This window comes from Pseudarthrobacter sp. As-47 (genome assembly GCF_058215595.1).
Map to the genome: position 1 here is coordinate 1,722,164 of NZ_CM177088.1, position 22,624 is coordinate 1,744,787.

The 22,624-nt window shown below is 66.0% G+C and carries 21 protein-coding genes; all 21 read left to right on the plus strand.

Features of this window, described 5'->3' with window-relative positions:
* Positions 1–83 precede the first annotated feature (83 nt).
* Positions 84–1,295, plus strand: a complete 1,212-nt coding sequence (dinB, locus tag AC4BCK_RS07925; protein ID WP_251424704.1) for a DNA polymerase IV — start codon at positions 84–86, stop codon at positions 1,293–1,295.
* A gap of 274 nt (positions 1,296–1,569) precedes the next feature.
* Entirely contained in the window at positions 1,570–1,944 is a 375-nt protein-coding gene (locus AC4BCK_RS07930) for an SCO2097 family morphological protein (protein WP_251424682.1), read from the plus strand.
* A gap of 393 nt (positions 1,945–2,337) precedes the next feature.
* Positions 2,338–2,766, plus strand: coding sequence for a division/cell wall cluster transcriptional repressor MraZ (mraZ, locus tag AC4BCK_RS07935; protein WP_102977276.1), 429 nt, complete (start codon positions 2,338–2,340; stop codon positions 2,764–2,766).
* Positions 2,767–2,927: 161 nt separating this feature from the next.
* Complete coding sequence (gene rsmH / locus AC4BCK_RS07940) at positions 2,928–3,920, plus strand: 16S rRNA (cytosine(1402)-N(4))-methyltransferase RsmH (RefSeq protein ID WP_174176979.1); 993 nt, start codon at positions 2,928–2,930, stop codon at positions 3,918–3,920.
* A complete protein-coding gene (ftsL, locus tag AC4BCK_RS07945) occupies positions 3,917–4,675 on the plus strand; it encodes a cell division protein FtsL (RefSeq protein ID WP_490566812.1) in 759 nt (252 codons plus the stop codon). The genes rsmH and ftsL overlap by 4 nt, the downstream gene beginning before the upstream one ends.
* Before the next feature lie 48 nt (positions 4,676–4,723).
* Positions 4,724–6,520: a peptidoglycan D,D-transpeptidase FtsI family protein gene (locus tag AC4BCK_RS07950; protein ID WP_174176983.1), complete on the plus strand. Its 1,797-nt coding sequence runs from the start codon at positions 4,724–4,726 to the stop codon at positions 6,518–6,520.
* Positions 6,521–6,603: 83 nt separating this feature from the next.
* Entirely contained in the window at positions 6,604–8,265 is a 1,662-nt protein-coding gene (locus AC4BCK_RS07955) for a UDP-N-acetylmuramoyl-L-alanyl-D-glutamate--2,6-diaminopimelate ligase (protein ID WP_490566813.1), read from the plus strand.
* A 6-nt stretch (positions 8,266–8,271) separates the two neighbouring features.
* Positions 8,272–9,738, plus strand: a complete 1,467-nt coding sequence (locus AC4BCK_RS07960; protein WP_251424687.1) for a UDP-N-acetylmuramoyl-tripeptide--D-alanyl-D-alanine ligase — start codon at positions 8,272–8,274, stop codon at positions 9,736–9,738.
* Positions 9,735–10,844 carry a phospho-N-acetylmuramoyl-pentapeptide-transferase gene (gene mraY / locus AC4BCK_RS07965; protein WP_104188696.1) on the plus strand — a complete coding sequence of 370 codons (1,110 nt, stop codon included), beginning with the start codon at positions 9,735–9,737 and terminating at the stop codon, positions 10,842–10,844. The genes AC4BCK_RS07960 and mraY overlap by 4 nt, the downstream gene beginning before the upstream one ends.
* Positions 10,826–12,400, plus strand: coding sequence for a UDP-N-acetylmuramoyl-L-alanine--D-glutamate ligase (murD, locus tag AC4BCK_RS07970; protein ID WP_251424688.1), 1,575 nt, complete (start codon positions 10,826–10,828; stop codon positions 12,398–12,400). Before mraY ends, murD begins: the two co-directional genes overlap by 19 nt.
* Positions 12,401–12,402: 2 nt before the next feature.
* Positions 12,403–13,743, plus strand: coding sequence for a putative lipid II flippase FtsW (gene ftsW / locus AC4BCK_RS07975; protein ID WP_174176991.1), 1,341 nt, complete (start codon positions 12,403–12,405; stop codon positions 13,741–13,743).
* Between the two features lie 6 nt (positions 13,744–13,749).
* Entirely contained in the window at positions 13,750–14,850 is a 1,101-nt protein-coding gene (murG, locus tag AC4BCK_RS07980; protein ID WP_364318280.1) for an undecaprenyldiphospho-muramoylpentapeptide beta-N-acetylglucosaminyltransferase, read from the plus strand.
* A complete protein-coding gene (gene murC / locus AC4BCK_RS07985) occupies positions 14,847–16,223 on the plus strand; it encodes a UDP-N-acetylmuramate--L-alanine ligase (RefSeq protein ID WP_310113900.1) in 1,377 nt (458 codons plus the stop codon). Before murG ends, murC begins: the two co-directional genes overlap by 4 nt.
* Positions 16,216–17,196: a cell division protein FtsQ/DivIB gene (locus tag AC4BCK_RS07990; protein WP_400618577.1), complete on the plus strand. Its 981-nt coding sequence runs from the start codon at positions 16,216–16,218 to the stop codon at positions 17,194–17,196. Before murC ends, AC4BCK_RS07990 begins: the two co-directional genes overlap by 8 nt.
* 182 nt (positions 17,197–17,378) lie before the next feature.
* Entirely contained in the window at positions 17,379–18,617 is a 1,239-nt protein-coding gene (ftsZ, locus tag AC4BCK_RS07995) for a cell division protein FtsZ (protein WP_490566814.1), read from the plus strand.
* 8 nt (positions 18,618–18,625) lie between these two features.
* A complete protein-coding gene (locus tag AC4BCK_RS08000) occupies positions 18,626–19,315 on the plus strand; it encodes a purine nucleoside phosphorylase YfiH/LACC1 family protein (RefSeq protein WP_490566815.1) in 690 nt (229 codons plus the stop codon).
* Positions 19,308–20,069, plus strand: a complete 762-nt coding sequence (locus AC4BCK_RS08005) for a YggS family pyridoxal phosphate-dependent enzyme (RefSeq protein ID WP_251424694.1) — start codon at positions 19,308–19,310, stop codon at positions 20,067–20,069. Before AC4BCK_RS08000 ends, AC4BCK_RS08005 begins: the two co-directional genes overlap by 8 nt.
* Positions 20,070–20,159: 90 nt before the next feature.
* A complete protein-coding gene (locus AC4BCK_RS08010; RefSeq protein ID WP_104188679.1) occupies positions 20,160–20,690 on the plus strand; it encodes a cell division protein SepF in 531 nt (176 codons plus the stop codon).
* Between the two features lie 120 nt (positions 20,691–20,810).
* On the plus strand, positions 20,811–21,098 hold the full coding sequence (locus tag AC4BCK_RS08015) for a YggT family protein (RefSeq protein WP_066275136.1): 288 nt from the start codon (positions 20,811–20,813) through the stop codon (positions 21,096–21,098).
* Positions 21,099–21,276: 178 nt separating this feature from the next.
* On the plus strand, positions 21,277–21,957 hold the full coding sequence (locus tag AC4BCK_RS08020; protein WP_174177004.1) for a DivIVA domain-containing protein: 681 nt from the start codon (positions 21,277–21,279) through the stop codon (positions 21,955–21,957).
* A gap of 92 nt (positions 21,958–22,049) precedes the next feature.
* Complete coding sequence (gene lspA / locus AC4BCK_RS08025; RefSeq protein ID WP_364318270.1) at positions 22,050–22,622, plus strand: signal peptidase II; 573 nt, start codon at positions 22,050–22,052, stop codon at positions 22,620–22,622.
* The last annotated feature ends 2 nt before the right edge of the window (positions 22,623–22,624 follow it).

Genomic DNA, 22,624 nt, shown 5'->3' on the forward strand with positions numbered 1-22,624 from the left:
TTCCTCCTGGTGTTGATGCCGGATTCAGCCTCCAGTTTAGTCAGTACAAAAGAGCTAGGATTGCAGCCGTGGGGCCCGAAGGTATGAACCAGCCACCCGGAGCGGTGCTTCCGGGACAGCGGCGCAAGTGCATCATGCACGTGGACATGGATGCCTTCTACGTCTCTGTCGAGCTGCGGACGCGCCCTGAGCTCCGCGGCAGGCCTGTCATTGTTGGCTTCCCCGCGGACCGCTCCGTGGTCCTCTCTGCCTCCTACGAAGCCCGTGCATTCGGCGTGAAATCTGCCATGCCGATGGCCGTGGCGTCCAGGATGTGCCCGCAGGCGGTCATCATCGAACCGCGCCACAAGCTGTACTACGAGGTGTCCGCCCAGCTGATGGCCATTTTTGGGTCCGTCACCGAACTCGTGGAACCACTCAGCGTCGACGAAGCGTTCCTCGACGTCACGGGCGCCATACGCCGCCTGGGGGCGCCGCGGGGCATCGGGGAAATGATCCGGCGCAGAGTAGCTTCGGAACTGGGCATTACTGCGTCCGTAGGGATCGCGGAATCCAAGTTCGTGGCCAAGATCGCGTCAACCCGCTGCAAGCCGGATGGACTGCTCCTGATCGGTCCGGACGAAACGGTGCCTTACCTCCACAGCCTGCCGGTTGGTGCGCTGTGGGGCGTGGGTGCCAAGACCGCGGATGTCCTGGCAAGGATGGGCATCAGGACGGTTGCGGACGTGGCGGCAACGCCGGTGTCCACCCTCAAGAGGATGCTGGGTGCTACGGGGGAGCATGTCCACCAGCTGTCGTGGGGCATTGACCACCGTGCGGTGACTCCAATCCGGCTTGAGAAGAGCATCGGTGCGGAAGAGACCTTTGCCGTCGACACGGGTGACGACGCACTGCTCCACCGTGAACTCCTGCGGCTCTCCCACCGGACGGCCTCACGCCTGCGGAGTTCCGGGATGGTGGCCCGGACCATTGCCCTGAAGTTGCGCTTCGCCGATTTCTCCACCATCACCCGCAGCCGGACGGTCCAGACGCCGGTGGACAGTGCCCAGCTGATCTATGCCGTGGCGCTCCAGTTGCTGGAATCGGTGGGGGACAGGACCATGACGGTGCGGCTCGTGGGCGTCAGGGCCGAACAACTGGAGGAAGCGGCCCGCACCTCGCTGCAGCTGAGCATCGACCGGCGGGACGAGAACTGGCGTGCGGCCGAACAGGTCCTCGACGAAGTGGCGCGCAAGTTCGGCAGCAAATCCGTCCTTCCGGCCCGCCTGATGGAGCCAGGAGCCGGCCCTGGATAACACGCCGGTTGCGGCAGCCGGGAGGTCCCGGATAAGTCATTGCCGTCTTTCAGAACAGCCCTCAACAAACTATCCTTAGATGTACATAGTTTTTGAGTGACTGGACTTACTGCCGGACCCTCTTGGACATGCTCCCGCTCCTGCGACGGCGTGCCTGGTTACCGACTTTTGCCATTGTGGGCAGGGCGGGAACCTCTTAGGCACAACAGCCGTTAACGGTGCAGAAGTAGTGGCTGGGATCAGCCCGGACGTTGGCCTACAAAAGGAGGTCGTGATGCCGCTGTCGGAGCACGAACAGAAGCTGCTTGAGCAGCTGGAGAAGCAGCTTCACGAGGACGACCCGAAGTTCGCAAATTCCATGGGGTCAGACCCAGGGCGTTCATGGTCCACGAGGCATGTGGTGATTGGCGTCCTCTGCGCCTTGGCTGGCGTCTTCCTGTTGCTCGTGGGCGTCACTCTCCAAAATATCTTCGTCGGAGTACTGGGCTTCATAGTCATGGGCGGCGGCGTCTACTTCGCCACCATGCGCAGCAGTGCGGGAGCGAAGCCGGGATCCAAGGCCGCCGGCCGAAAGCCCGGCAGGCCGAAGAACTCCTTCATGAGCAGCCTCGAGGAGCGCTGGGACGAAAGGCGCAGGGGAGAACCCTAAACCTCCAGGTGCTGCCCGCGACGGCAACTCCACTTCCCTCCCCCTAGGGGGATAAACGCGAAGAGACCCGCCTTTGGGCGGGTCTCTTGGCGTTTAAGCCGGCAGTGGCCGATATGTTCCTCCTTCGCCCGGACCCGGCCGGAAGGCCACTGGATAGGGTCCCTTGTCCGTGCCCTCCTTCCTGGCCGGGAACCGCCCGGTGACACATTTCCCTCCACTTTCCGCCACCGGGGCGAAATCCGCGCCAATTCAGCCTGCTTTTCCCAGAAAGTGGAGGCCAGGAAGCCCTGTTTGCGTTGACTGTGGGGGAAAGTGGAGTAATGTGGAGGGCATAAGAGGGTAGTTGCAACATAGGGGATGTGCAGTTCCTGACATCGGACAGGCGGTGGGCCAGTGTTTCTTGGCACTCACTCGCCGCGTCTGGATGAAAAGGGACGGATTATCCTCCCCGCCAAGTTCCGCGAGGAACTTGCCAGCGGGCTGGTGCTCACAAGGGGCCAGGAACGTTGCATCTACGTCTTCAGCGAGAAGGAATTTGCGCGGGTCCACGAGCAAATGCGGGAGGCGCCAATCTCCTCGAAACAGGCGCGGGACTACATCCGCGTCTTTCTCTCTGGAGCCTCGGACGAGGTACCTGACAAGCAGGGGCGCGTAACCATTCCACCGGCGCTCCGGGAGTACGCAGGCCTCGGCAGGGAGCTTGCCGTGATCGGCGCCGGTTCCCGCGCCGAGATTTGGGACGCCCAGGCCTGGACTGAATACCTCGCGGAGAAGGAGACGGCCTTCTCTGAAACTGATGACCCCATTCCGGGCATTCTCTGACCGGGGGCAGCAGGCAGTTTCTTGGATGAGATCTCCAGCCGCCCATCGGCTGGCCATCCTGGCTCACTTCCCCGGAGCCAGGCTGGCGGACGATAGGCGCGGATGGGGATCTGATCCCAGAAGCACCAAAGGCAACACCCTACGGCGAGAAAGGACGAGGCATGAACGAACACCCGAAGCCCACGTCCGAACGCCATGTGCCGGTCCTTCGGGACCGGTGCATCAATTTGTTGGCACCTGGATTCGAGGCTGCCAGGCTGCGCGGAGAAACCCCGGTGGCCGTTGACGCGACCCTGGGCATGGGCGGCCACTCCGAGGCCATGCTTCAGCGTTTTCCCGACGTACACCTCATCGGCATCGACCGTGATGAAGAAGCCCTGGCCCTCGCCGGCGAGCGGCTGGCCCCGTTCGCCGCACGCACGGACCTGGTGCACGCCGTCTATGACGAGATCCGGGACGTCCTGGCTGACCTCGGCGTTTCCGAGGTCCACGGGATCCTGATGGACCTCGGCGTCTCCTCGCTCCAGCTCGATGAACGCGAACGCGGCTTCGCCTACTCCTTCGACGCCCCGCTGGACATGCGGATGGACACCAGCCGCGGCCAGACGGCGGCGGATGTTGTGAACAACTACTCCGAAGAGGAACTCGTCAGGATCATCCGCAAGTGGGGCGAGGAAAAGTTCGCGGGCCGAATCGCGAACAGGATCGTTGCAGCGCGGGCCACCAAGCCCTTCGCAACAACCGGAGAACTTGTGGAACAGATCCGCTCGGTGGTGCCGGCATCCGCAGCGAAATCCGGCGGCCACCCTGCCAAGCGGACGTTCCAGGCTCTCCGGATCGAGGTCAACGAAGAACTCGACGTCCTGGAGCGTGCTGTTCCTGCTGCGGTCGACTCCCTGGCGATGGGCGGGCGGATTGTCGTCATGTCCTACCACTCCCTGGAGGACAAAATCGTCAAGAGCGTCCTGCAGGCACGTTCCAAATCCTCGGCTCCGCTCGGATTCCCGGTGGAGCTGGAAGAACACAAGGCCGAACTGAAAACCCTCACCAAGGGCACCGAGGTGCCCACCGCCGTCGAAATCGCCGAAAACCCGCGTGCTGCCTCTGCAAGACTGCGCGCGGCGGAACGAATCAGAGCCAGGAGAGCTGCATGAGCACCGCTGCCGTCAAGAACTTTCCCGCCGTTTCAGGCAGCTCGGCGGCCGGCAGGAATCTTCCCGCCCGCACTTCCGGTGACGGACGGAGGGCCCGCACTCCGCTGTCTGTGGTGCGCACCGTGCCCCGGAAGCGCCGGGCACCCTTCGTGGTGCTGTGCTTCGCCATGCTTGCCCTGGCACTGATTGCCGTGCTGGTGTTGAACATCTCGGTGTCAACCGCCCAATACCAGCTGGTGGAGCTTCGGGCCAAGCAGAGTACCTTGACCAAGCAGAACCAGGACCTCACCCAGCAGGTACAGAATTTCGAGGCACCCCAGAACCTGGCTGCGAAGGCCACGGAACTGGGAATGGTTGCCTCCACTGTCAAAGGCCAGATCGATCTGTCCACCCTGTCAGTCACCGGGAAGGCAACGCCCGCAGTCAAGGGCGGTGCTGCAGGGGCGGTGATCCCCGCGCCCGCCGTTGCCGGGCAGCTGATCGTCGTGCCGCCGGCAAGCAAGGGGGAACCGCTGGAAGGCCGCAAGCCGGCAGAAGCGGCTGCTCCCGCAGCCCAGGGAGCTGAAGCAGCGGATGCTGCTGCTGCGTCCGGAGCAGCAACACCGGGTGCTGCGGCCCCGGCAGCCGGTGATCCCGCTGCCGCGGCTGCTGCCGCTGCGGCTGCCGCGGCTGCTGCAGCAGCACCGGCCGCGGCCGCCGTTGAACTCCACGGGGGATCCGTCCCCGCGCCGGAACAAAAGGTGCCCGGACAGTAATACGGCAGGTCTGACAGGCAGCAGGGTCGAACAGCAAGGGATTTAACGGTGGCGCAGAGGACCGGCAAGGCAAACAACAGCAGGGTTCCCAACGCCACCAAGCGCCTGCGCCTGGGCCTGGGCATCATGCTGACGCTCCTGCTGGTGGTGGGCGGCAAACTCTTCCTGGTCCAGGGGCTCGACGTGGGGGGAATGGCCGAGGCCGCGCTGAACAGCCGGATGAAGCAAACCGTCCTCCCGGCAGAACGCGGAAGCATCCTGGACTCCAGGGGTACCGTGCTCGCCAACAGCGTGATCCGCTACAACGTGGTGGTGGACCAGCGGGTCAATACCAAAACGGAGACATTCAAGCGCCTGGACGACGCCAAAGAGAAGCTGGTGGACGTCAGCCGGGAGCAGGGGCTGACGGAACTTGCGGCTGCCCTCGGCATGGAAAAGGATGCGATCCGCGAGGCAGTCACCGGGCAGCAGCCCTATTACATTGTGGCCAAGGACGTGAAGCCGGACGTTGAGGACCGCATCTCGCAGCTCCAGATTCCCGGCATTGTGACCGAGGGCGTCAGCAAGCGTGTCTACCCGAATGGATCCGTTGCCGGCGGCATCATTGGTTTCCTCCAGGACGGCACCACCGGCCAGGCGGGGATCGAGCAGACCCAGGACGGCCTCCTGAAGGGTGCTGACGGCAAGAGGCTCTTCGAGATCGGTGCGGACGGCCTGCGCATCCCCGTCGGCGTGGATGAACTGACTCCGCCGGAGGACGGCAAGGACGTCAAGCTCACGATCAACTCGGACCTTCAGTACTTCGCGCAGCAGGCCATCCAAAGCCAGACGGAAAAACTGAATGCCGAGTGGGGCTCCATCATTGTGATGGATGCCAAGACCGGTGACCTGGTGGCCATGGCGGACACCAATGCGCCGGACCCGAACGACCCCGGCAGGGTGGCCGCGAAGGACCGCGGTGTCCGCTCCGTCACCGCCGCCTACGAACCCGGCTCGGTGCAGAAGATGATGACCGTGGCCGCGCTGATCGAAGAAGGCAAGGCGGGCCCGCTCGATGAATTCACCCTGGACCCGACCTATACGGTGAACGGCCAAACCTTCAGCGACTCCTTTGCCCACGGCACGGAGGACCGGACGCTCGCCGGCATCCTGGGCTACTCGATGAACACCGGAACCGTCATGGCCGGGCAGCGGCTGAGCAAGGAACAGCGCTACGACTGGCTGAAGAAGTTCGGCATCGGCGAAGCTCCGGACATTGGCCTGCCTGCCACGGCGTCCGGGATACTTACACCCTGGCAGCAGTGGGACGGCCGGCAGGAATTCACGGTCCTCTTCGGCCAGGGGGTCTCCCAGTCCACCCTGCAGACCGTGCGGGCGTTCCAGTCCATCGCCAACAACGGCGTGATGCTGCAGCCGCGCCTTATCGACTCTTATGTTGCCGCGGATGGTACCGAGGAAAAGGTTGCGCCCGCGGAACCACGCCAGATCGTGTCGGAAAGCACCGCCCAGCAGGTGCAGGACATCCTGGAGAGTGCGGTTACCGAGGGCCAGATCAAGGACGCAGGCATCGACGGGTACCGGGTGGGGGCAAAAACAGGCACGTCCGAGTCCCCGTGCGACGACGGCAAGTCCGGCTTCTGCGGCTACACGGCCTCGATCGTGGGCATGGCCCCCATGGATGATCCGCGGTTTATTGTTGAGGTGGTACTCCAGCGGCCCAAGGGCAGCATTTACGGGATTACCAACGGGCCGGTCTTCCGGTCGGTCATGAGCCAGGCACTGCGGACCTACAACGTCCAGCCGTCCACGGGTGAACCGGCCAGGCTGCCCCAGTTCGCCAAGTAATACCCCGGCAGCAGCCGCAGCAGCCCCCGGCTGCCCCGGCTGATCCACGCCGGGCACGGTCCACTAGCACCATCGGAGATCCCTTGTCAGAGTTCAACGCGTCCGGTCAACGCCCAGCCCCGCAGGAAGCGGCTCCCCAGGGAGCTGCCCCGCACGGAACGGGCGGCCAGGCACGCTTCCGCCCCTCGGCTGTGGAGGCGGTCCAGCTGGAAAGCATTGGTGACGCGGTCGGCGTCGTCATTCCGGGAGCCTCGGCGGATGTGGCGGTGACCGGCATCTCCCTGAACTCCCGCACACTGGAACCTGGTGACCTGTACGTGGCCCTGCCCGGTGCCGTCCGGCACGGCGCAGACTTCGCCGCCCAGGCCATTGCAGCGGGAGCCGCGGCTGTCCTGACGGACGACGCCGGTGCGCGCCTCCTGGCCCTGTCCTCCGACACGTCGGTACCTGTGCTGGTGGTTGATGCGCCGCGGAACGTAGTGGGCCCGCTGTCCGCGATGATCTACCGCAGCGGACAGGACACCGCCCCGCAGTTGTTCGGTGTGACGGGCACCAACGGCAAGACCACCACCACGTATTTCATCACCTCGCTGCTGCGCTCCCTTGGCAAAAGGACCGGGCTGATCGGGACCATAGAGATCCTGGCAGGCGGGGACCCCATTCCCAGCCTGCTCACCACGCCGGAATCCCCGGAGGTCCACGGGCTCCTGGCGCTCATGCGTGAAAAAGAACTCGACGCCGCCGCCATGGAGGTCTCCTCCCACGCCATCTCCTACCAGCGGGTGGACGGAGTGCTGTTCGACGTAGCCGGCTTCACCAACCTCACCCAGGACCACCTGGACCTGCACCACACCATGGACGACTACTTCGCCACCAAGGCAGAGCTTTTCACGCCTGCCCGTGCGCGGAAGGCCGTGGTGACGGTCGACGACGAATGGGGCCGCCGCCTTGCCGGCAGCGCCGGGGTGCCGGTCACCACCCTCAGCACCTCAAGGGCGAACCCCGCGGACTGGACCGTGACGGAAACCGTGCCCCGCGGGCTGGGCACCGAGTTCACGCTCAGCGGGCCCGGCGGCACCGTCCTTGCGGTCCACACGGGTCTTCCCGGCAGCTTCAACGTAGCGAACGCAGCCCTGGCCGTGGTGATGGTGCTCGCCGGCGGCGTGGACGCCGCAACGCTGCAGGCCGCACTCGACGCAGGCGACCCCTTTACGGTGGCCGTGCCGGGACGGATGCAGCTGGTCTGCGAGCAGCCCGCCGCCGTCGTGGATTTCGCCCACAACACCGACGCGCTGGCCCGGGCCCTGGAAGCTGTCCGGTCACCGGAACCGGACTCCCGCCTGATCGTTGTGTTCGGTGCGACGGGCCAGCGTGACCAGGGCAAACGGCCGGCCATGGGCGCCATCGCTGCCCGGCTGGCGGATACCGTGATCATCACCGACGACGACCCCCACGACGAGGACGCGGCCGCCATCCGCGCCGATGTCCTTGCAGGGGCACGGGAGGCCCAGGAGCGGGAAAAGCTGCCCTGTACCGTGCTTGAGGTCTTCCCCCGCGACGCGGCCATCCAGCGCGCCGTGGAACTCGCGCGGCCGCACGACACCATCCTGGTGGCAGGCCGCGGCCACGAGGTGTGGCAGGAAGTGAAGGGCGTCAACCTTGCGCTCGACGACAGGGTGGAGCTGCGCAGCGCCTTGACAGCCAGGGGATTCAACGTTCTCCAAGACGACCGGATAGAGTCCTAGACCGAGATGATTGCATTTACTGCGGCGGAAATCGCCGATATCACCAAGGGGCGCCTGGACGCCGATCCTGGAATCACGCCTCTTTCGGTGGTCACGGATTCCCGCGAGGCCGCACCCGGGTCGCTCTACGTAGCGAAACCGGGGGAGTACGCTGACGGCCACGACTTCATAGCGGCCGCTTTCGCCGCCGGCGCCACCCTCGCGCTCGTGGAACGCCCCGTAGCCGGCCCCGACGGTGCTGCCTACCCTTCCATCGTTGTCCCTGATGCCGTGCTCGCCATGGGCGCACTCGCTGCGGAGGCCGTCCGCAGGATCCGCGCCGCACGGGCTGCGGCAAACGGGGAACTGACGGTCATCGGCATCACCGGCTCGGCTGGGAAGACCACCACCAAGGACCTGCTCGCGGGCATCCTCTCGCTGCACGGCAACACCGTGGCGCCGAGGGGTTCCTACAACGGCGAGATCGGAGTGCCCCTCACGGTGTTCACCGCCGGAACGGACACCCGGTACCTGGTCATCGAGATGGGCGCCACAGGCGTTGGCCACATCAGCTACCTCGCAGACATGGTCAAGCCGGACATCGGCGTGGTACTTGGGGTTGGAACCGCACACGCCGGTGAATTCGGGGGAGTGGACAACATCGCCCTGGCCAAGGGCGAACTGGTGGAAGCCCTTGCAGCCTCCGGAACCGCCGTCATCAACCTCGACGACGACCGGGTGTCGGCCATGCGCGCACGCACCTCAGCGTCCGTCGTCGGATTCTCCGCCGAAGGGCGGACCGACGCCGCAGTGCAGGCACTCAATGCTGACACCAACACTGACGGCAACCCGGAATTCGACCTCCTCCTCCCCGGCGAGGACACGCCGCACCATGTCAAAAGCCGGCTGATCGGCGCCCACCACACCGGCAACCTGCTGGCGGCGGCAGCGGCCGCCCGGGCTGCGGGAATCGCCGGCGCAGACATTGCCGCGGCCCTCAGCAGCCAGGCGGCTGCCAGCCGGTGGCGCATGGAGCGCACCGAACGGGCTGACGGCGTGACCATCATCAACGACGCCTACAACGCCAACCCCGAATCCATGCGGGCCGCGCTGCGCACCCTCGCCGACCTGGGGCAGGGCAGGCGCACCTGGGCAGTCCTGGGCGCCATGCTGGAGCTCGGCGAGGATTCCATCCGCGAGCACACAGCCGTGGGCACCCAGGTGGTGCGGCTCAATATTTCCCGGCTGGTGGTGGTGGGCAGGGAAGCCCGCGCGCTCTACGTATCCGCAGTCCAGGAGGGCTCCTGGGGGGACGAATGCGTCTTCGCCGAGACCGCCGAGGAAGCCTACGAACTGCTCAACGCCGAACTCGAACCCGGCGACCTGGTGCTCTTCAAATCGTCCAACAGTGTTGGACTTCGCCACTTGGGCGATCGGATAGCATTACCCGGACAAACCCCGCAACCCGCCGATGGAAGGAGCACTCTGCTGTGATTGCACTTTTGATCGGCGCCGGACTGGCCCTGTTGTTCGCGCTGGTGGGCACGCCGCTCTTCATCCGGCTCCTCGTGCGCCGGGGCTACGGGCAGTTCATCCGCGACGACGGGCCCACGTCCCACCACACCAAACGCGGAACGCCCACCATGGGCGGGACCGTGGTGGTGGCTGCCGTCCTGCTGAGCTACGGCCTGACCCACCTCATCATGCTGATGGTGAACCCGGCCTCCCCGGGCCCCTCCGCGTCCGCCCTCATCCTGCTCTTCCTGATGGTGGGCATGGGGCTTGTGGGTTTCCTGGACGACTTCATCAAGATTTCGCGGCAGCGCAGCCTGGGGCTCGACGCCAAGGCCAAGCTGATCCTGCAGGCCGCCGTCGGCATCATCTTCGCCGTCCTGGCCCTGAACTTCCCCGACGAGGACGGCCTCACGCCGGCCTCCACCAAGATTTCCCTGGTGCGCGACCTGCCGTGGCTGGACCTTGCCTTCGGCGGGACTGTGCTGGGGGCAATCCTCTTCGTTGTCTGGTCCAACCTGATCGTTACCGCTGCAACCAACGGCGTGAACCTCACCGACGGCCTCGACGGGCTGGCTGCAGGGGCCTCGGTCATGGTGTTCGGCGCCTACACGCTCATGGGCATCTGGCAGAGCAACCAGGCCTGCGGCTCGCCCCGGGAAGCGGGCAGCGGCTGCTACTCGGTCCGGGACCCCCTGGACCTCGCCCTGCTGGCAGCGATCATGAGCGCGGCCCTGGTGGGCTTCCTCTGGTGGAACACCTCGCCGGCCAAGATCTTCATGGGCGACACCGGCTCGCTGGCCATCGGCGGCGCCATCGCGGGATTCGCCATCCTGTCCAGGACCGAGCTGCTGCTGGGCATCATCGGCGGGCTGTTCGTCCTGATCACGCTGTCCGTCATCATCCAGGTGGGCTACTTCAAGGCCACCGGAGGCAAACGCGTTTTCAAAATGGCGCCTTTGCAGCACCACTTCGAACTGCAGGGGTGGGCCGAGGTGACCGTGGTGGTCCGGTTCTGGATCCTCGGCGGACTCTTCGTCGCCGTGGGCCTGGGAATCTTCTACGCTGAATGGGTCGTGCTGCTGTGACCGTTTCCCCACGCCTCCAAACCCTCGTGAGCTGGGACTCCGACTGGTCCGGACTCCGGGTGGTCGTTACCGGCATTGGGGTCTCCGGGTTCGCCGCAGCGGACACGCTGATTGAACTCGGCGCCCGTGTGGTGGTGGTGGATGCGGCCACCAGCGACAAGGCGAAAGCCCATGCCGACACCCTGAAAATTGTTGGCGCTGCGGATGTCCTCCTCGGAGAGGATGCAGTCACCCGTATCCCCAGGATCGACGGCGGGCTGCCGGAGCTGATTGTCACGTCCCCTGGCTGGCGTCCGGACCAGGCCCTGCTGGCCGCAGCCGCACGCGCCCACATCCCGGTATGGGGAGACGTTGAACTGGCTTGGCGCGTGCGCGTGCGGGAAGGCCGCAAGACCGCGGACTGGCTTGCCATTACGGGAACCAACGGAAAGACCACCACGGTAGGGCTCACCGAATCAATGCTGCGCGCGGGCGGGCTGAAAGCCATTGCCGTGGGCAACGTTGGCACGCCCATCCTGGATGCGCTCCGGGATCCGGTGGAATACGACGTCCTGGCTGTGGAGCTTTCGAGTTTCCAGCTGCACTGGTCCGAGTCGATCTCGCCGGTAGCCAGCGTCTGCCTGAACGTTGCCGAGGACCACGTTGACTGGCACGGATCCTACGATTCGTACCTGGCGGACAAGGCCAAGGTCTACGAACGCACCCAGAAGGCCTGCCTCTACAACGCGGAGCAGATCGAAACAGAGCGCATGGTGGAAAACGCCGACGTGGTGGAAGGATGCCGCGCCGTTGGTTTCACCACCGTCACCCCTGCCGTCAGCATGCTCGGAGTTGTGGAAGGGCTCCTGGTGGACCGGGCGTTCATCGAAGAGCGCCGGGACAGCGCAGCGGAACTCGCCTCAATGACGGACCTTGGTGCACTGGCGCCGCGGCACATGGTGGCCAACGCCCTGGCGGCAGCAGGACTGGTGCGCGCCTACGGCATCGAGCCCAAGGCGGTCCGGCAGGGAATCCAGGACTACGTGCCGGGGGACCACCGCATCCAGCCGGTGGCACGCCACAACGGCGTCCTGTGGATTAATGACTCCAAAGCCACCAACCCGCACGCGGCATCGGCCTCCCTGGCCGCCTTCAGCAACGTCATCTGGATCGCCGGCGGCCTCTCCAAAGGCGTGACCTACGACGACCTGGTGCGGGAACACGCCCCCCGGCTCAAGGCCGTGGTGCTCATCGGAGCTGATTCCTCCGCACTGGCCGACGCCCTCCGGCGACACGCGCCCGATGTCCCCGTGATCGGGACGGCCCCGGGTGAAACTGAACAGGTGCAGACTGCTGCAACAGACGGCACTGAGGCCGGTTCTCCCGACGCCGGGAAAACCGTCATGTCCCGTGCAGTTGCGTCAGCAGCCCAGCTGGCCGCATCCGGCGATACTGTGCTGATGGCTCCGGCAGCTGCTTCCATGGATCAGTTCTCTTCCTACGCTCACCGTGGTGACACTTTCATCGAAGCTGTCCGCGAGCTGGTGGAAGGGCAGGCCCAGACCGGCGAGGAGTAACAATGGTCAGCACGCCCACACGCCCGCCAGCCCGGAAGCAGGCAGGCAAGCCGCGTCCCGGCTCCTCCGCATCACCGCTCCGGCCACCTGCCGCCGCCGGCACCAGGCTGCGCGCCGCCTACCGGAAGTTCTGGTCGGCGCTTGAAGGGACCGGAACGTCCAGGAACGGCTCCACCTACTACCTCATCCTGGGCTCCACCCTGGCACTGACGGCCATCGGCATCATGATGGTCCTCTCCGCCTCGAGCGTGGAATCGATCGCCGCCGGCAAGTCGCCGTACGGGGATGCGCTGAAACAGGGCATGTTCGCCGCCATCGGCATCTTCACCATGTTCGTGCTGTCCCGCATCAACGTGGTCTGGCTCAAGCGGCTTGCCTGGCCCGCCGTCATCGCCGCCGTCGTCCTCCTTGGACTCGTCCAGCTGGTCGGCGCGGAAGTCAACGGCAACAAGAACTGGATCGACCTCGGCGGTATCACCTTCCAGCCGTCCGAAGCATCAAAGCTCGCACTCGCGCTCTGGATGGCCACCGTCCTGGCCCGGAAGGGAAAGCTGCTCAGCCGGTGGCAGCACGTCGCGGTCCCCGCCGTTCCGATGGCCATCATCATCGTTGGCCTGGTCCTGGTGGGAAACGACCTCGGAACCGCCATGATCATCATGATGGTCACGGCTGCCGCACTCTTCTTCGCCGGGGCGCCTCTCTATCTCTTCGGCATTGCCGGCCTGGCCGCAGCCGCAGGGACGGCTGTCATGGCCGTCACCAGCTCCAACCGCATGTGCCGCATCACCTCATGGTGGACCGGGCAGTCCTGTGCCGACGGTATCGACGCCAACTACCAGGCCACGAACGGCCTCTACGGGCTTGCCTCCGGAGGATGGTTCGGGGTGGGGCTGGGACAAAGCCGGCAAAAGTACAGCTGGATCCCCGAAGCCCACAACGACTTCATCTTCGCCATCATCGGCGAGGAACTCGGACTGGTGGGGACCGTCGTCGTCCTGATCCTCTTCGCCATCCTGGGAGCCGCCATCTACCGCGTGGTAGTGGCTCAGGAGGACATGTTCCACCGTGTCCTCGCCGGCACCATCATGGTGTGGCTGCTGGGCCAGGCAACCGTGAACATGTCCGTGGTGACCGGCCTGATGCCCGTCATCGGCGTCCCGCTGCCCTTCATCTCCTACGGCGGCTCGGCGCTGCTGATGTCGCTCTGCGCCATCGGGGTTGTGCTTTCCCTGGCCAGGGAACAGATGGCCCCGGCCATCCGGCCCAAACGGATGCTCAAGTTCAAGGCCAAGCCGGCGCGGAAAAACGCGGACCGGAAGAAAACTGCAAGAAAGCGTACCTAGCCCTCCATGACCACCAATACCCCGTCCATCGTCCTGGCCGGCGGCGGCACTGCCGGACACATCAGCCCGCTGCTCGCCATCGCCGCGGCACTCCGGGAAGCCTCCCCGGAAGCCGCCATCCTCGCCGTCGGCACGCCGTCCGGCATGGAAACCAGGCTGGTTCCCGCCGCAGGGGTGGAACTGGCCACCATCGACCGGGTGCCGTTCCCGCGGCGGCCTTCCGCGGACCTGCTGCGCCTCCCTGCCAGGCTGGCCGGGGCCGTACGCCAGGCCGGAGCAATCCTGGATACAGCAGGCGCTGATGTCCTGGTGGGAGTTGGCGGCTATGTTTGCACGCCCATGTACCTTGCCGCGCGCAAACGCCGGATTCCCATCGTGATCCACGAGGCCAACGCGCGTCCGGGACTCGCGAACAGGGTGGGAGCCCTGATGACCCGCCGCGTCGCCGTGGCGTTCGCCAACACTCCGCTCCGCCACGCCCGGCACGTTGGAATGCCCATGCGCACCGAAATCTCAGGCCTGGACAGGGCAGCCGCGCGCACCGCCGCCCGCGCTGCCCTCGGCCTGGACCCGGTCCGGCCTGCGCTGATCGTCACCGGAGGGTCCTCCGGCGCCCAGAGCATCAACCGCACCATTGCCGCCGCTGTTGAACGGCTGTCGGCGGCAGGCATCCAGACCCTGCACATCACCGGACGCGGCAAGGCTGTCATGGACAGCGACGGCCGGCCGCTTGCCGCAAAGGACTACCGCCAGGTGGAGTACGTGGACGGTATGGAGCTTGCCTACGCCGCCGCGGATGTGCTCCTGGCCCGCTCCGGGGCGGCCACCGTCTGCGAGGTCGCCGCCGTCGGCGTCCCCGCCGTGCTGGTGCCGCTGCCCATAGGCAATGGCGAGCAGGCCCTGAACGCTGCCGGACTGGTGGCCGCGGGCGGTGCGCTGCTGGTGAATGACCGCGATTTCACTCCCGAATGGGTGGACCGGGAACTGATCCCGCTCATCACGGACCAGCCGCGGCTCGCAGCCATGGCCGGCAGTTCCTACCGGCTTGGCATCCGAAACGCCGATCAGCGCATGGCTGACCTCATCCTGGAAGCAGCAGCATCATGAACCACGCCACCATTCCCAGCCTCGAGTCGCTGGGCCGCGTCCACTTTGTGGGAATCGGAGGCGTCGGCATGTCCGCCGTTGCCAGGATCATGGTTGCCCGCGGCGTTCCGGTCAGCGGCTCCGACGCGAAAGACCTGCCGGTGATGGCCGACCTCGCCGCCGCGGGTGCCCGCATCGCGGTGGGATACGCCTCCGCCAACCTGGGAGATGCCCAGACAGTCGTGGCCGGATCCGCCATCCGCCCCGACAACCCGGAGCTGGTGGCCGCCAGGGAGGCAGGACTGCCCGTGCTGCACCGGTCCGAGGCGCTGGCCGCCACCATGGGCGGCGACACGGTGGTCACGGTGGCTGGCACCCACGGTAAGTCCACCACCACGTCCATGGTGACGGTCCTGCTGCAGGGCGCCGGGCTGGACCCTTCATTCGCCATCGGCGCCAATGTTCCCGCGCTCGGCGTCAACGCAGCGCACGGCAGTTCCGGAATCTTCGTGGCCGAGGCCGACGAATCCGACGGCTCCTTCCTCAACTACCGGCCCAGGATCGCCGTGGTGACCAACGTTGAACCGGACCACCTGGACCACTACGGCACGGCCGAGGCTGTGTACGAGTCCTTTGACCGGTTCACCGCGCTGCTTCCCGCGGACGGCGTGCTGGTTGCCTGCGCGGACGACGCCGGCGCGCTGGCCCTCGCTGAAAGAACACGGACCAGGGGCAACACGCGCGTGGTGCTGTACGGAACCACCGAGGGGGCGGATCTCGTGCTGCACGACGGCGGTCCCGGCGACGTCGCGGTCTCCACGGCTTCCGGACGTTTCCCGCTGGCCCTTCAGGTGCCCGGACGGCACAACGCACTGAACGCCGCGGCCGCGTTCGCCGTCGCGCTTGAACTTGGCGTCGACCCCGCAGCGGCCGCAGCCGCCCTGGCGCACTTCTCCGGCGCCTCCCGGCGCTTCGAGCTCAAAGGCGAGGCCCGCGGAGTCCGCGTGTTCGATGACTACGCCCACCACCCGACCGAAGTCCGGGCCGCCCTCGCCGCTGCCCGTTCGGTCGCCGGCGCACACAAAGTGCACGTCCTCTTCCAGCCCCACCTGTTCTCCCGCACCCGCGAGTTCGCGCAGGAGTTCGCCGAGGCGCTCAACCTCGCCGACACCGCCCTGGTGCTGGATATCTATCCCGCCCGTGAGGATCCCATTCCGGGAGTGACCAGCCAGCTCATTGCCGACCACCTGGACAGCGGGGGACGCCTTGTGAATGCCGGCGACGCCGTCTCCGCACTGACGGCCGCTGCCGCGGACGGGGACATTGTGCTGACAGCCGGCGCCGGCGACGTCACGGCGTACGGGCCGCGGATCGTCGAGGCCCTGCGTGGCTAGCACCCGCCGCCCCACGTACACCTCCACCGGCCGCCCGGCCCGCTCCGGCGGCGCAGGCGGCAGCGATGGAAATACCGGCAACGGTGGAAAGGCCGGACCCGCGGCCGACGACGTCATCTCGGCCTCCCGGAGCGTTCCGGAGCCCGGGCCCGAAGGGGGCGGCAAGGGTACGGATCCGGCAAAACCGAAACGGGCCGGCATTCCAGGCCTGGGCAGGGGCCGGAAGGCGGAACCGTCCGCGGCAGCCGCCGGGAACGTGCTGGTTTTTCCCGAGCCCAAAGGGAAGCGCCGCAAACGGAATATCCTTGCTGTCGCCGGAACGCTCATCGCCCTCGTGGCCGGCCTCCTGGCGGTGGCCACCTTCTCGCCGGTCCTGGCCGTTGACACCATCTCCGTTTCCGGGACGCGCCTGCTGACGCCTGCCCAGGTGGAAACCGCGCTTGAGCCCCTGCGGGGAAAGCCGCTGCCGCAAATCAGCGACGACGAGGTGGCGAGGCTGCTGGAGCCCCTGGTCCAGGTTAAGTCGGTCTCCGCGGAAGCCCGGCCGCCCTCAGGGCTGGCCGTGGCAGTGCGGGAACGGGTGCCGGTGGCACTGGTCAAGCAGGGGGAGCAGTACCAGCTCGTGGACGTCGAAGGAGTCCAGCTGGCGGCCACCGCCGATCCCGAGTCCGTCTCCCTGCCCGTCATCGACGGCGGTGCGGGAGCCATCGGGCAGGATCTCTTCCGCGCGACGGCCGCTGTCCTGGGCGCCCTGCCCGCCGACGTCCTCGCCAGGCTTTCCAACGCCTCCGCCCAGTCGGTGGACGCGGTGGAACTCAAGCTCGTGGACGGCCAGACCATCATCTGGGGCAACGCGGGGGAGAAGGAGCTCAAGGCCAAAGTCCTGGCGGCGCTCCTGAAAGTTCCCGCCGATCCCAAGAACCCCGTCAAGGTTTATGACGTCAGCGTGCCCCGGCACCCGGTGACGCGCTGACGGTTTATTTCCGGTATTAATCCGACACGCGGAGCCGGTTATTGAATGTGGCCAGCAGAGGAAATACCGTCACAGACATGAGTTACTTGACATAACTATAACCTTCAACTCGAAGGTTAAGGTTACTGGCTTCAAGCTCTCCATCAGTTTTCGCAATAAGACACGAACAAGGGACACGTAACGTGGCAGCTCCGCAGAATTACTTGGCCGTCATCAAAGTCGTCGGCATCGGCGGCGGTGGCGTGAACGCAGTCAACCGCATGATCGAGGTCGGCCTCCGAGGTGTTGAATTCATCGCCATCAATACCGACGCCCAGGCCCTGCTCATGAGCGACGCGGACGTGAAGCTCGACGTCGGACGCGAGCTGACCCGCGGGCTCGGCGCAGGCGCCAACCCGGAGGTGGGCAAGCAGGCCGCCGAGGACCACGCCGACGAGATCGAGGAAGTGCTCCGCGGCGCGGACATGGTCTTCGTCACGGCCGGCGAAGGCGGTGGCACCGGCACCGGCGGCGCTCCCGTCGTCGCCCGCATTGCCCGTTCGCTGGGTGCACTGACCATCGGCGTGGTCACCCGTCCCTTCACCTTCGAGGGCCGCCGCCGCGCCGGGTCCGCAGAGGCCGGCATCGACGCCCTCCGGGACGAGGTGGACACCCTCATCGTCATCCCCAACGACCGGCTCCTGTCCATCAGCGACCGCAACGTGTCGGTCCTGGACGCCTTCCGCTCAGCAGACCAGGTGCTCCTCTCGGGCGTCCAGGGCATCACGGACCTCATCACCACCCCGGGCCTGATCAACCTTGACTTCGCCGATGTGAAGTCCGTCATGCAGGGTGCAGGCTCCGCGCTGATGGGCATCGGCTCTGCCCGTGGTGAAGACCGCGCCGTCAAGGCAGCCGAGCTGGCCATCGCATCGCCGCTGCTGGAAGCGTCCATCGACGGCGCCCATGGCGTTCTGCTGTCCATCCAGGGCGGTTCTGACCTTGGCCTCTTTGAGATCAATGAAGCCGCGCGCCTGGTCCAGGAAGTCGCCCACCCTGAGGCGAACATCATCTTCGGTGCCGTGATCGACGACGCCCTCGGTGACGAGGCCCGCGTAACGGTCATTGCTGCCGGCTTCGACGACGTCAAGGCCACCTCGCCGTCCATGGACCAGTCGCAGCCCCAGGTTGCTCCCCAGCGGCCCGCAGCTCCGGCAGCGGCCCCAGCGCCGTCGCAGGCTCCCTCCGCCGGAAACCACCAGGTGCACGTCCAGCCGGTCCACGCAGGTGTCGGGGCAACAGGCCTCAGTAACTGGGGGCAGCAGCGCCCGTCGGCCGTTCCGGCCGATTCCGGCTTCGACGTTGACCTTCCCTCCGTCGTGGAACCGGACCTCACCGGCAGCCGCTCGGATGACCTGGATGTCCCCGACTTCCTGAAATAGGCCGCGGGTTGTTCCATTGGCGGGCCGAGATCCTTCCCGGGGTCTCGGCCGCTTTTACTGACAGCGGTGCGGGGAATCTCGCCCTGCACGTGGGCGACGACGCCGGCGCCGTGCAGCGGCGGCGCGAACAGCTCGAAGCCGCGGCGGGAATCGAACCCCGCAGCCTCCGGTTCATGAATCAGGTGCACGGCACCACGGTGGCCGTGATGGACAGGGGCAGCGGGACGCCGGAAGCAGATGCGATGGTTTCGCGTTCCCAGCCGCTGGCTGTCATGGTGGCTGACTGCATCCCGCTCCTGCTGGCGGGAACGTCCGCTGACGGCCACGTCCTGGCCGCCGTCCACGCCGGGCGGCCCGGCGTGGCCAACGGGGTCATCCCGTCCGCCGTGGACACTATGAGATCGCTCGGCGCGGCGGACATCCGCGCCTGGCTCGGTCCGTCCATTTGCGGCAGGTGCTACGAGGTGCCGCCTGCGCTGCGGGACGAGGTTGCCGCGGCGGTGCCCACCACCTGGTCCACCACCTCCTGGGGAACCCCGGCGCTGGATCTTCCGGCCGGCGCCCGCAGCCAGCTGGAAAACGCCGGGGTCGGCGTTGAATACGCCGGTCCCTGCACCTTGGAAACGGCTTCCCTCTACTCCTACCGCCGCGACTCCGGCACCGGCCGTTTCGCCGGCCTTGTCTGGTGCCATGACTGACCCCGCACTGAACGACGGCGGTGCAGGCGCAGGCGATCCGCGCACCGCCGAGCTTGCCGGGCGGCTCGAAGCAGTCCGGCGCCGGATCGGTGTGGCCGCGGCTGCGGCCGGCAGGGAAGACAGGCTGCCGACCCTGATCGTGGTCACCAAGTTCCATCCCGTGGAGGACATCCGGCGCCTCGCGGCCCTGGGAGTGACCGACGTCGGGGAAAACAGGGACCAGGAAGCTGCGGGGAAAGCGGAAATCCTGGCCGAGTGCGGGCTGACCTGGCACTTCGTGGGCCAGCTGCAGACGAAGAAAGCCAAATCGGTGGTCCGCTACGCGTCCGCCGTGCACTCGGTGGACCGGCCCCAACTCGTGGATGCCCTGGCGAAGGCGGCGCACAACGAGCGCGCCGCGGCGGGGCGTGCGCCACTGGACTGCTTCATCCAGGTCAACCTTGAAGACCATGCCGACGCCGGTGCGCACCGGGGAGGTGCCGCGCCCGGTGACGTGTTGCTCCTGGCGGACAGGATTGCCGAAGCCGAAGGCCTGCGGCTGGCGGGCGTGATGGCAGTGGCGCCCTTGGGCGCCCCACCCGAGCGCGCCTTCGAAAAGCTGGCCGGAGTCTCAGCGCGGCTCGTGGCGCAGCACCCAGGCGCTGCCGCCATTTCCGCCGGCATGAGCCAGGACCTTGAGGCAGCCATCGCGTTCGGGGCGACACACCTGCGAATCGGTTCCGATATTCTCGGATCGCGTCCCGCCGTGGGGTAGCGTCGGAGCTATTGCAAGTGATGGGCGGGGGACTTCAATGCTGTCAAGTCATTGGGCGGCCCGCTTACGGGACACGATTAGGAGTCGACCATGGCCGGCGCTCTGCGCAAGACAATGATCTATCTTGGGCTCGCCGACGGCGATGAGCATTACGAGTCCGAGCAACAGACAACACGTAAGGATGAGGACGAAACTATGGAAGCTGACCGCGAGGAACGCCGTGCACCTGCACCCGTCCGTGAGGTCAGCCGCGAAACGTCCTACACCCCCGAAGAGGAATACCGCGCCCCAGTGACCCCCATCAAACGTGCGGCGTCGAGCCGCGAAGAGACCAGCGGGCTCCGCCAGATCACCACCATCCACCCGCGCTCCTACAACGATGCCAAGCTCATCGGTGAGAGCTTCCGGGACGGCATCCCGGTGATCATGAATGTCACGGACATGGGCGAGGCCGACGCCAAGCGCCTGGTGGACTTCTCCGCCGGCCTGGTCTTCGGACTCCGCGGAAGCATCGAGCGGGTGACCAACAAGGTCTTCCTGCTGTCGCCGTCGTACGTTGAGGTCATCGGTGACGACAAGAAAATCAGCGAAACGCAGGCCAGCTTCTTCAACCAAAGCTGACCCTCGGGCAGTACAGGGATGCCAGGCAGGGACACCTGTCTGGCATCTGTGTTGAAATAGACAGGACACATCGGCAGGAAGCCGCGGTACACAGATGAACATGGAGATATGAGTTAAGTCATGGGAATTGCTTTCGGACTTGTCTATCTCGCGCTGCTCCTGTTCTTCGTTGCCCTGATCATCCGCCTGGTCTTTGACTGGGTGCAGATGTTCGCCCGGGAATGGCGTCCGCGGGGCGTCGCCCTGGTGGCCGCCCACGCTGTGTACTCCATCACCGATCCGCCACTGAAGGTACTGCGCCGGGTGATCCCGCCCCTGCGGCTTGGCGGCATCTCCCTGGACCTGGGCTTCCTGGTTCTGTTCATCGCCGTCAGCATTGCGATGGGAATCACAAGGGGCCTGGCCTGATTTACCCCGTATAGACCTAGCAGCACAGGGTGGACCCGTCCGGGAACAGCTACTGTGAAGCGAAGAAAACTCACGTTTGACACCGCAGTGTTGAATTAGAGTAACCAGACCAAATTTAGGTACCGTAGTTTTGACGGCCGGAAGGCCTACTGACTAACTAGACCAGTGAGGTGACCAGATGGCTTTGACGCCAGAAGACGTTGTCAACAAGCGCTTTCAGCCGACCAAGTTCCGCGAAGGGTACGACCAGGACGAAGTTGATGACTTCCTGGACGAGATCGTCGTTGAACTCCGCCGCCTGAACCAGGAGAACGACGAACTTCGCAAGAAGCTCGCCGAAGCCGGTTCCAGCGTTCCGGCCAGCTCGGCCGCTGCCCCCGTTGTGGAGAAGGTTCCCGCGCCCGTCAAGGCCGACAAGGATGAGGCACGCGAGAAGGCGGAAGCCGAAGCCAAGGCTGCCGAAGCCAGCAAGAAGAAGGACGTCCAGCCTGCCGCCGCTGCTGCCCCTGCAGCAGCTGCCGCCGTCGCCACGCCTTCCGCCGAGTCCGCAGCCGGCCTCCTGGCCATGGCCCAGCAGATGCACGACCGCCACGTGGCCGACGGCCAGGCCCAGAAGGACAAGATCATCGCCGAGGCGCAGATCGAAGCCAGCAGCCTGGTCAACGATGCACAGGAGAAGTCCCGCAAGATCCTGGGCGCCCTCGAGCAGCAGCGTTCGGTCCTGGAGCGCAAGGTGGAGCAGCTCCGCGGCTTCGAGCGCGACTACCGTTCGCGCCTGAAGGCCTACATCGAAGGCCAGCTGCGCGACCTGGACGCCCGCGGTTCCGTGGCTACGCCGGAAGTCAGCGAAGCCAACTAGTCCGTCAAAGCACGTATTCTGAAAGCCGGTGGCTGAGGATTCCTCGGCCGCCGGCTTTTGGCATTGTCACCTGTTGTACGAATGAAAGCACCATGACTGACGAACTTGCTGCGGATCCCGCACGCCCTGTCCCACCCGCACCGCGCCCGCGCCGGGCCGTGCTGCTCTCCGTCTTCGCCGGGTTCGGCCTCTTTGCCTACGTCCTGGACCAGCTCACCAAGCTCTGGGTTACCTCCAGCATGGTGGAGGGCGAACGGATCCCCGTGTTCCCGCCGCTCCTGCACTGGTACTTCATCCGAAATTCGGGCGCGGCCTTTTCCATCGGGGAAAACGTCACCTGGGTGTTTTCGATCATCATGGCCGCGGTGTCCGTGGCCATTCTCTTCCAGGTCCGCAAGCTCGGCTCGGTCTGGTGGTCCCTGGCGCTGGGCCTGCTCCTGGGTGGAGCGCTCGGCAACCTGACCGACCGGCTGTTCCGCGAACCCTCCTTCGGCATGGGCCATGTGGTGGACTTCATCCAGCTCCCCAATTTTGCCATTTTCAACATCGCGGACTCAGCGGTGGTGTCCGCCGTCGCCATCATCTGCATCCTGACGCTGCGCGGCATTACCCTCGATGGAAGCAGGCTGACCCCTGAACGCAAGGACAAGTCCGGCGATGCCTGAAG

Bases quoted from the DNA above. Each gene is read 5' to 3' on its own strand.
- AC4BCK_RS08015 (WP_066275136.1), top strand. From the start codon at position 20,811: ATGGGAATTGCTTTCGGACTTGTCTATCTCGCGCTGCTCCTGTTCTTC.
- lspA (WP_364318270.1), top strand. From the start codon at position 22,050: ATGACTGACGAACTTGCTGCGGATCCCGCACGCCCTGTCCCACCCGCA.
- AC4BCK_RS08005 (WP_251424694.1), top strand. From the start codon at position 19,308: ATGACTGACCCCGCACTGAACGACGGCGGTGCAGGCGCAGGCGATCCG.
- rsmH (WP_174176979.1), top strand. From the start codon at position 2,928: ATGAACGAACACCCGAAGCCCACGTCCGAACGCCATGTGCCGGTCCTT.
- ftsL (WP_490566812.1), top strand. From the start codon at position 3,917: ATGAGCACCGCTGCCGTCAAGAACTTTCCCGCCGTTTCAGGCAGCTCG.
- AC4BCK_RS07930 (WP_251424682.1), top strand. From the start codon at position 1,570: ATGCCGCTGTCGGAGCACGAACAGAAGCTGCTTGAGCAGCTGGAGAAG.
- murD (WP_251424688.1), top strand. From the start codon at position 10,826: ATGGGTCGTGCTGCTGTGACCGTTTCCCCACGCCTCCAAACCCTCGTG.
- murC (WP_310113900.1), top strand. From the start codon at position 14,847: ATGAACCACGCCACCATTCCCAGCCTCGAGTCGCTGGGCCGCGTCCAC.
- ftsW (WP_174176991.1), top strand. From the start codon at position 12,403: ATGGTCAGCACGCCCACACGCCCGCCAGCCCGGAAGCAGGCAGGCAAG.
- AC4BCK_RS07960 (WP_251424687.1), top strand. From the start codon at position 8,272: ATGATTGCATTTACTGCGGCGGAAATCGCCGATATCACCAAGGGGCGC.
- dinB (WP_251424704.1), top strand. From the start codon at position 84: ATGAACCAGCCACCCGGAGCGGTGCTTCCGGGACAGCGGCGCAAGTGC.
- AC4BCK_RS08020 (WP_174177004.1), top strand. From the start codon at position 21,277: ATGGCTTTGACGCCAGAAGACGTTGTCAACAAGCGCTTTCAGCCGACC.
- AC4BCK_RS08010 (WP_104188679.1), top strand. From the start codon at position 20,160: ATGGCCGGCGCTCTGCGCAAGACAATGATCTATCTTGGGCTCGCCGAC.
- murG (WP_364318280.1), top strand. From the start codon at position 13,750: ATGACCACCAATACCCCGTCCATCGTCCTGGCCGGCGGCGGCACTGCC.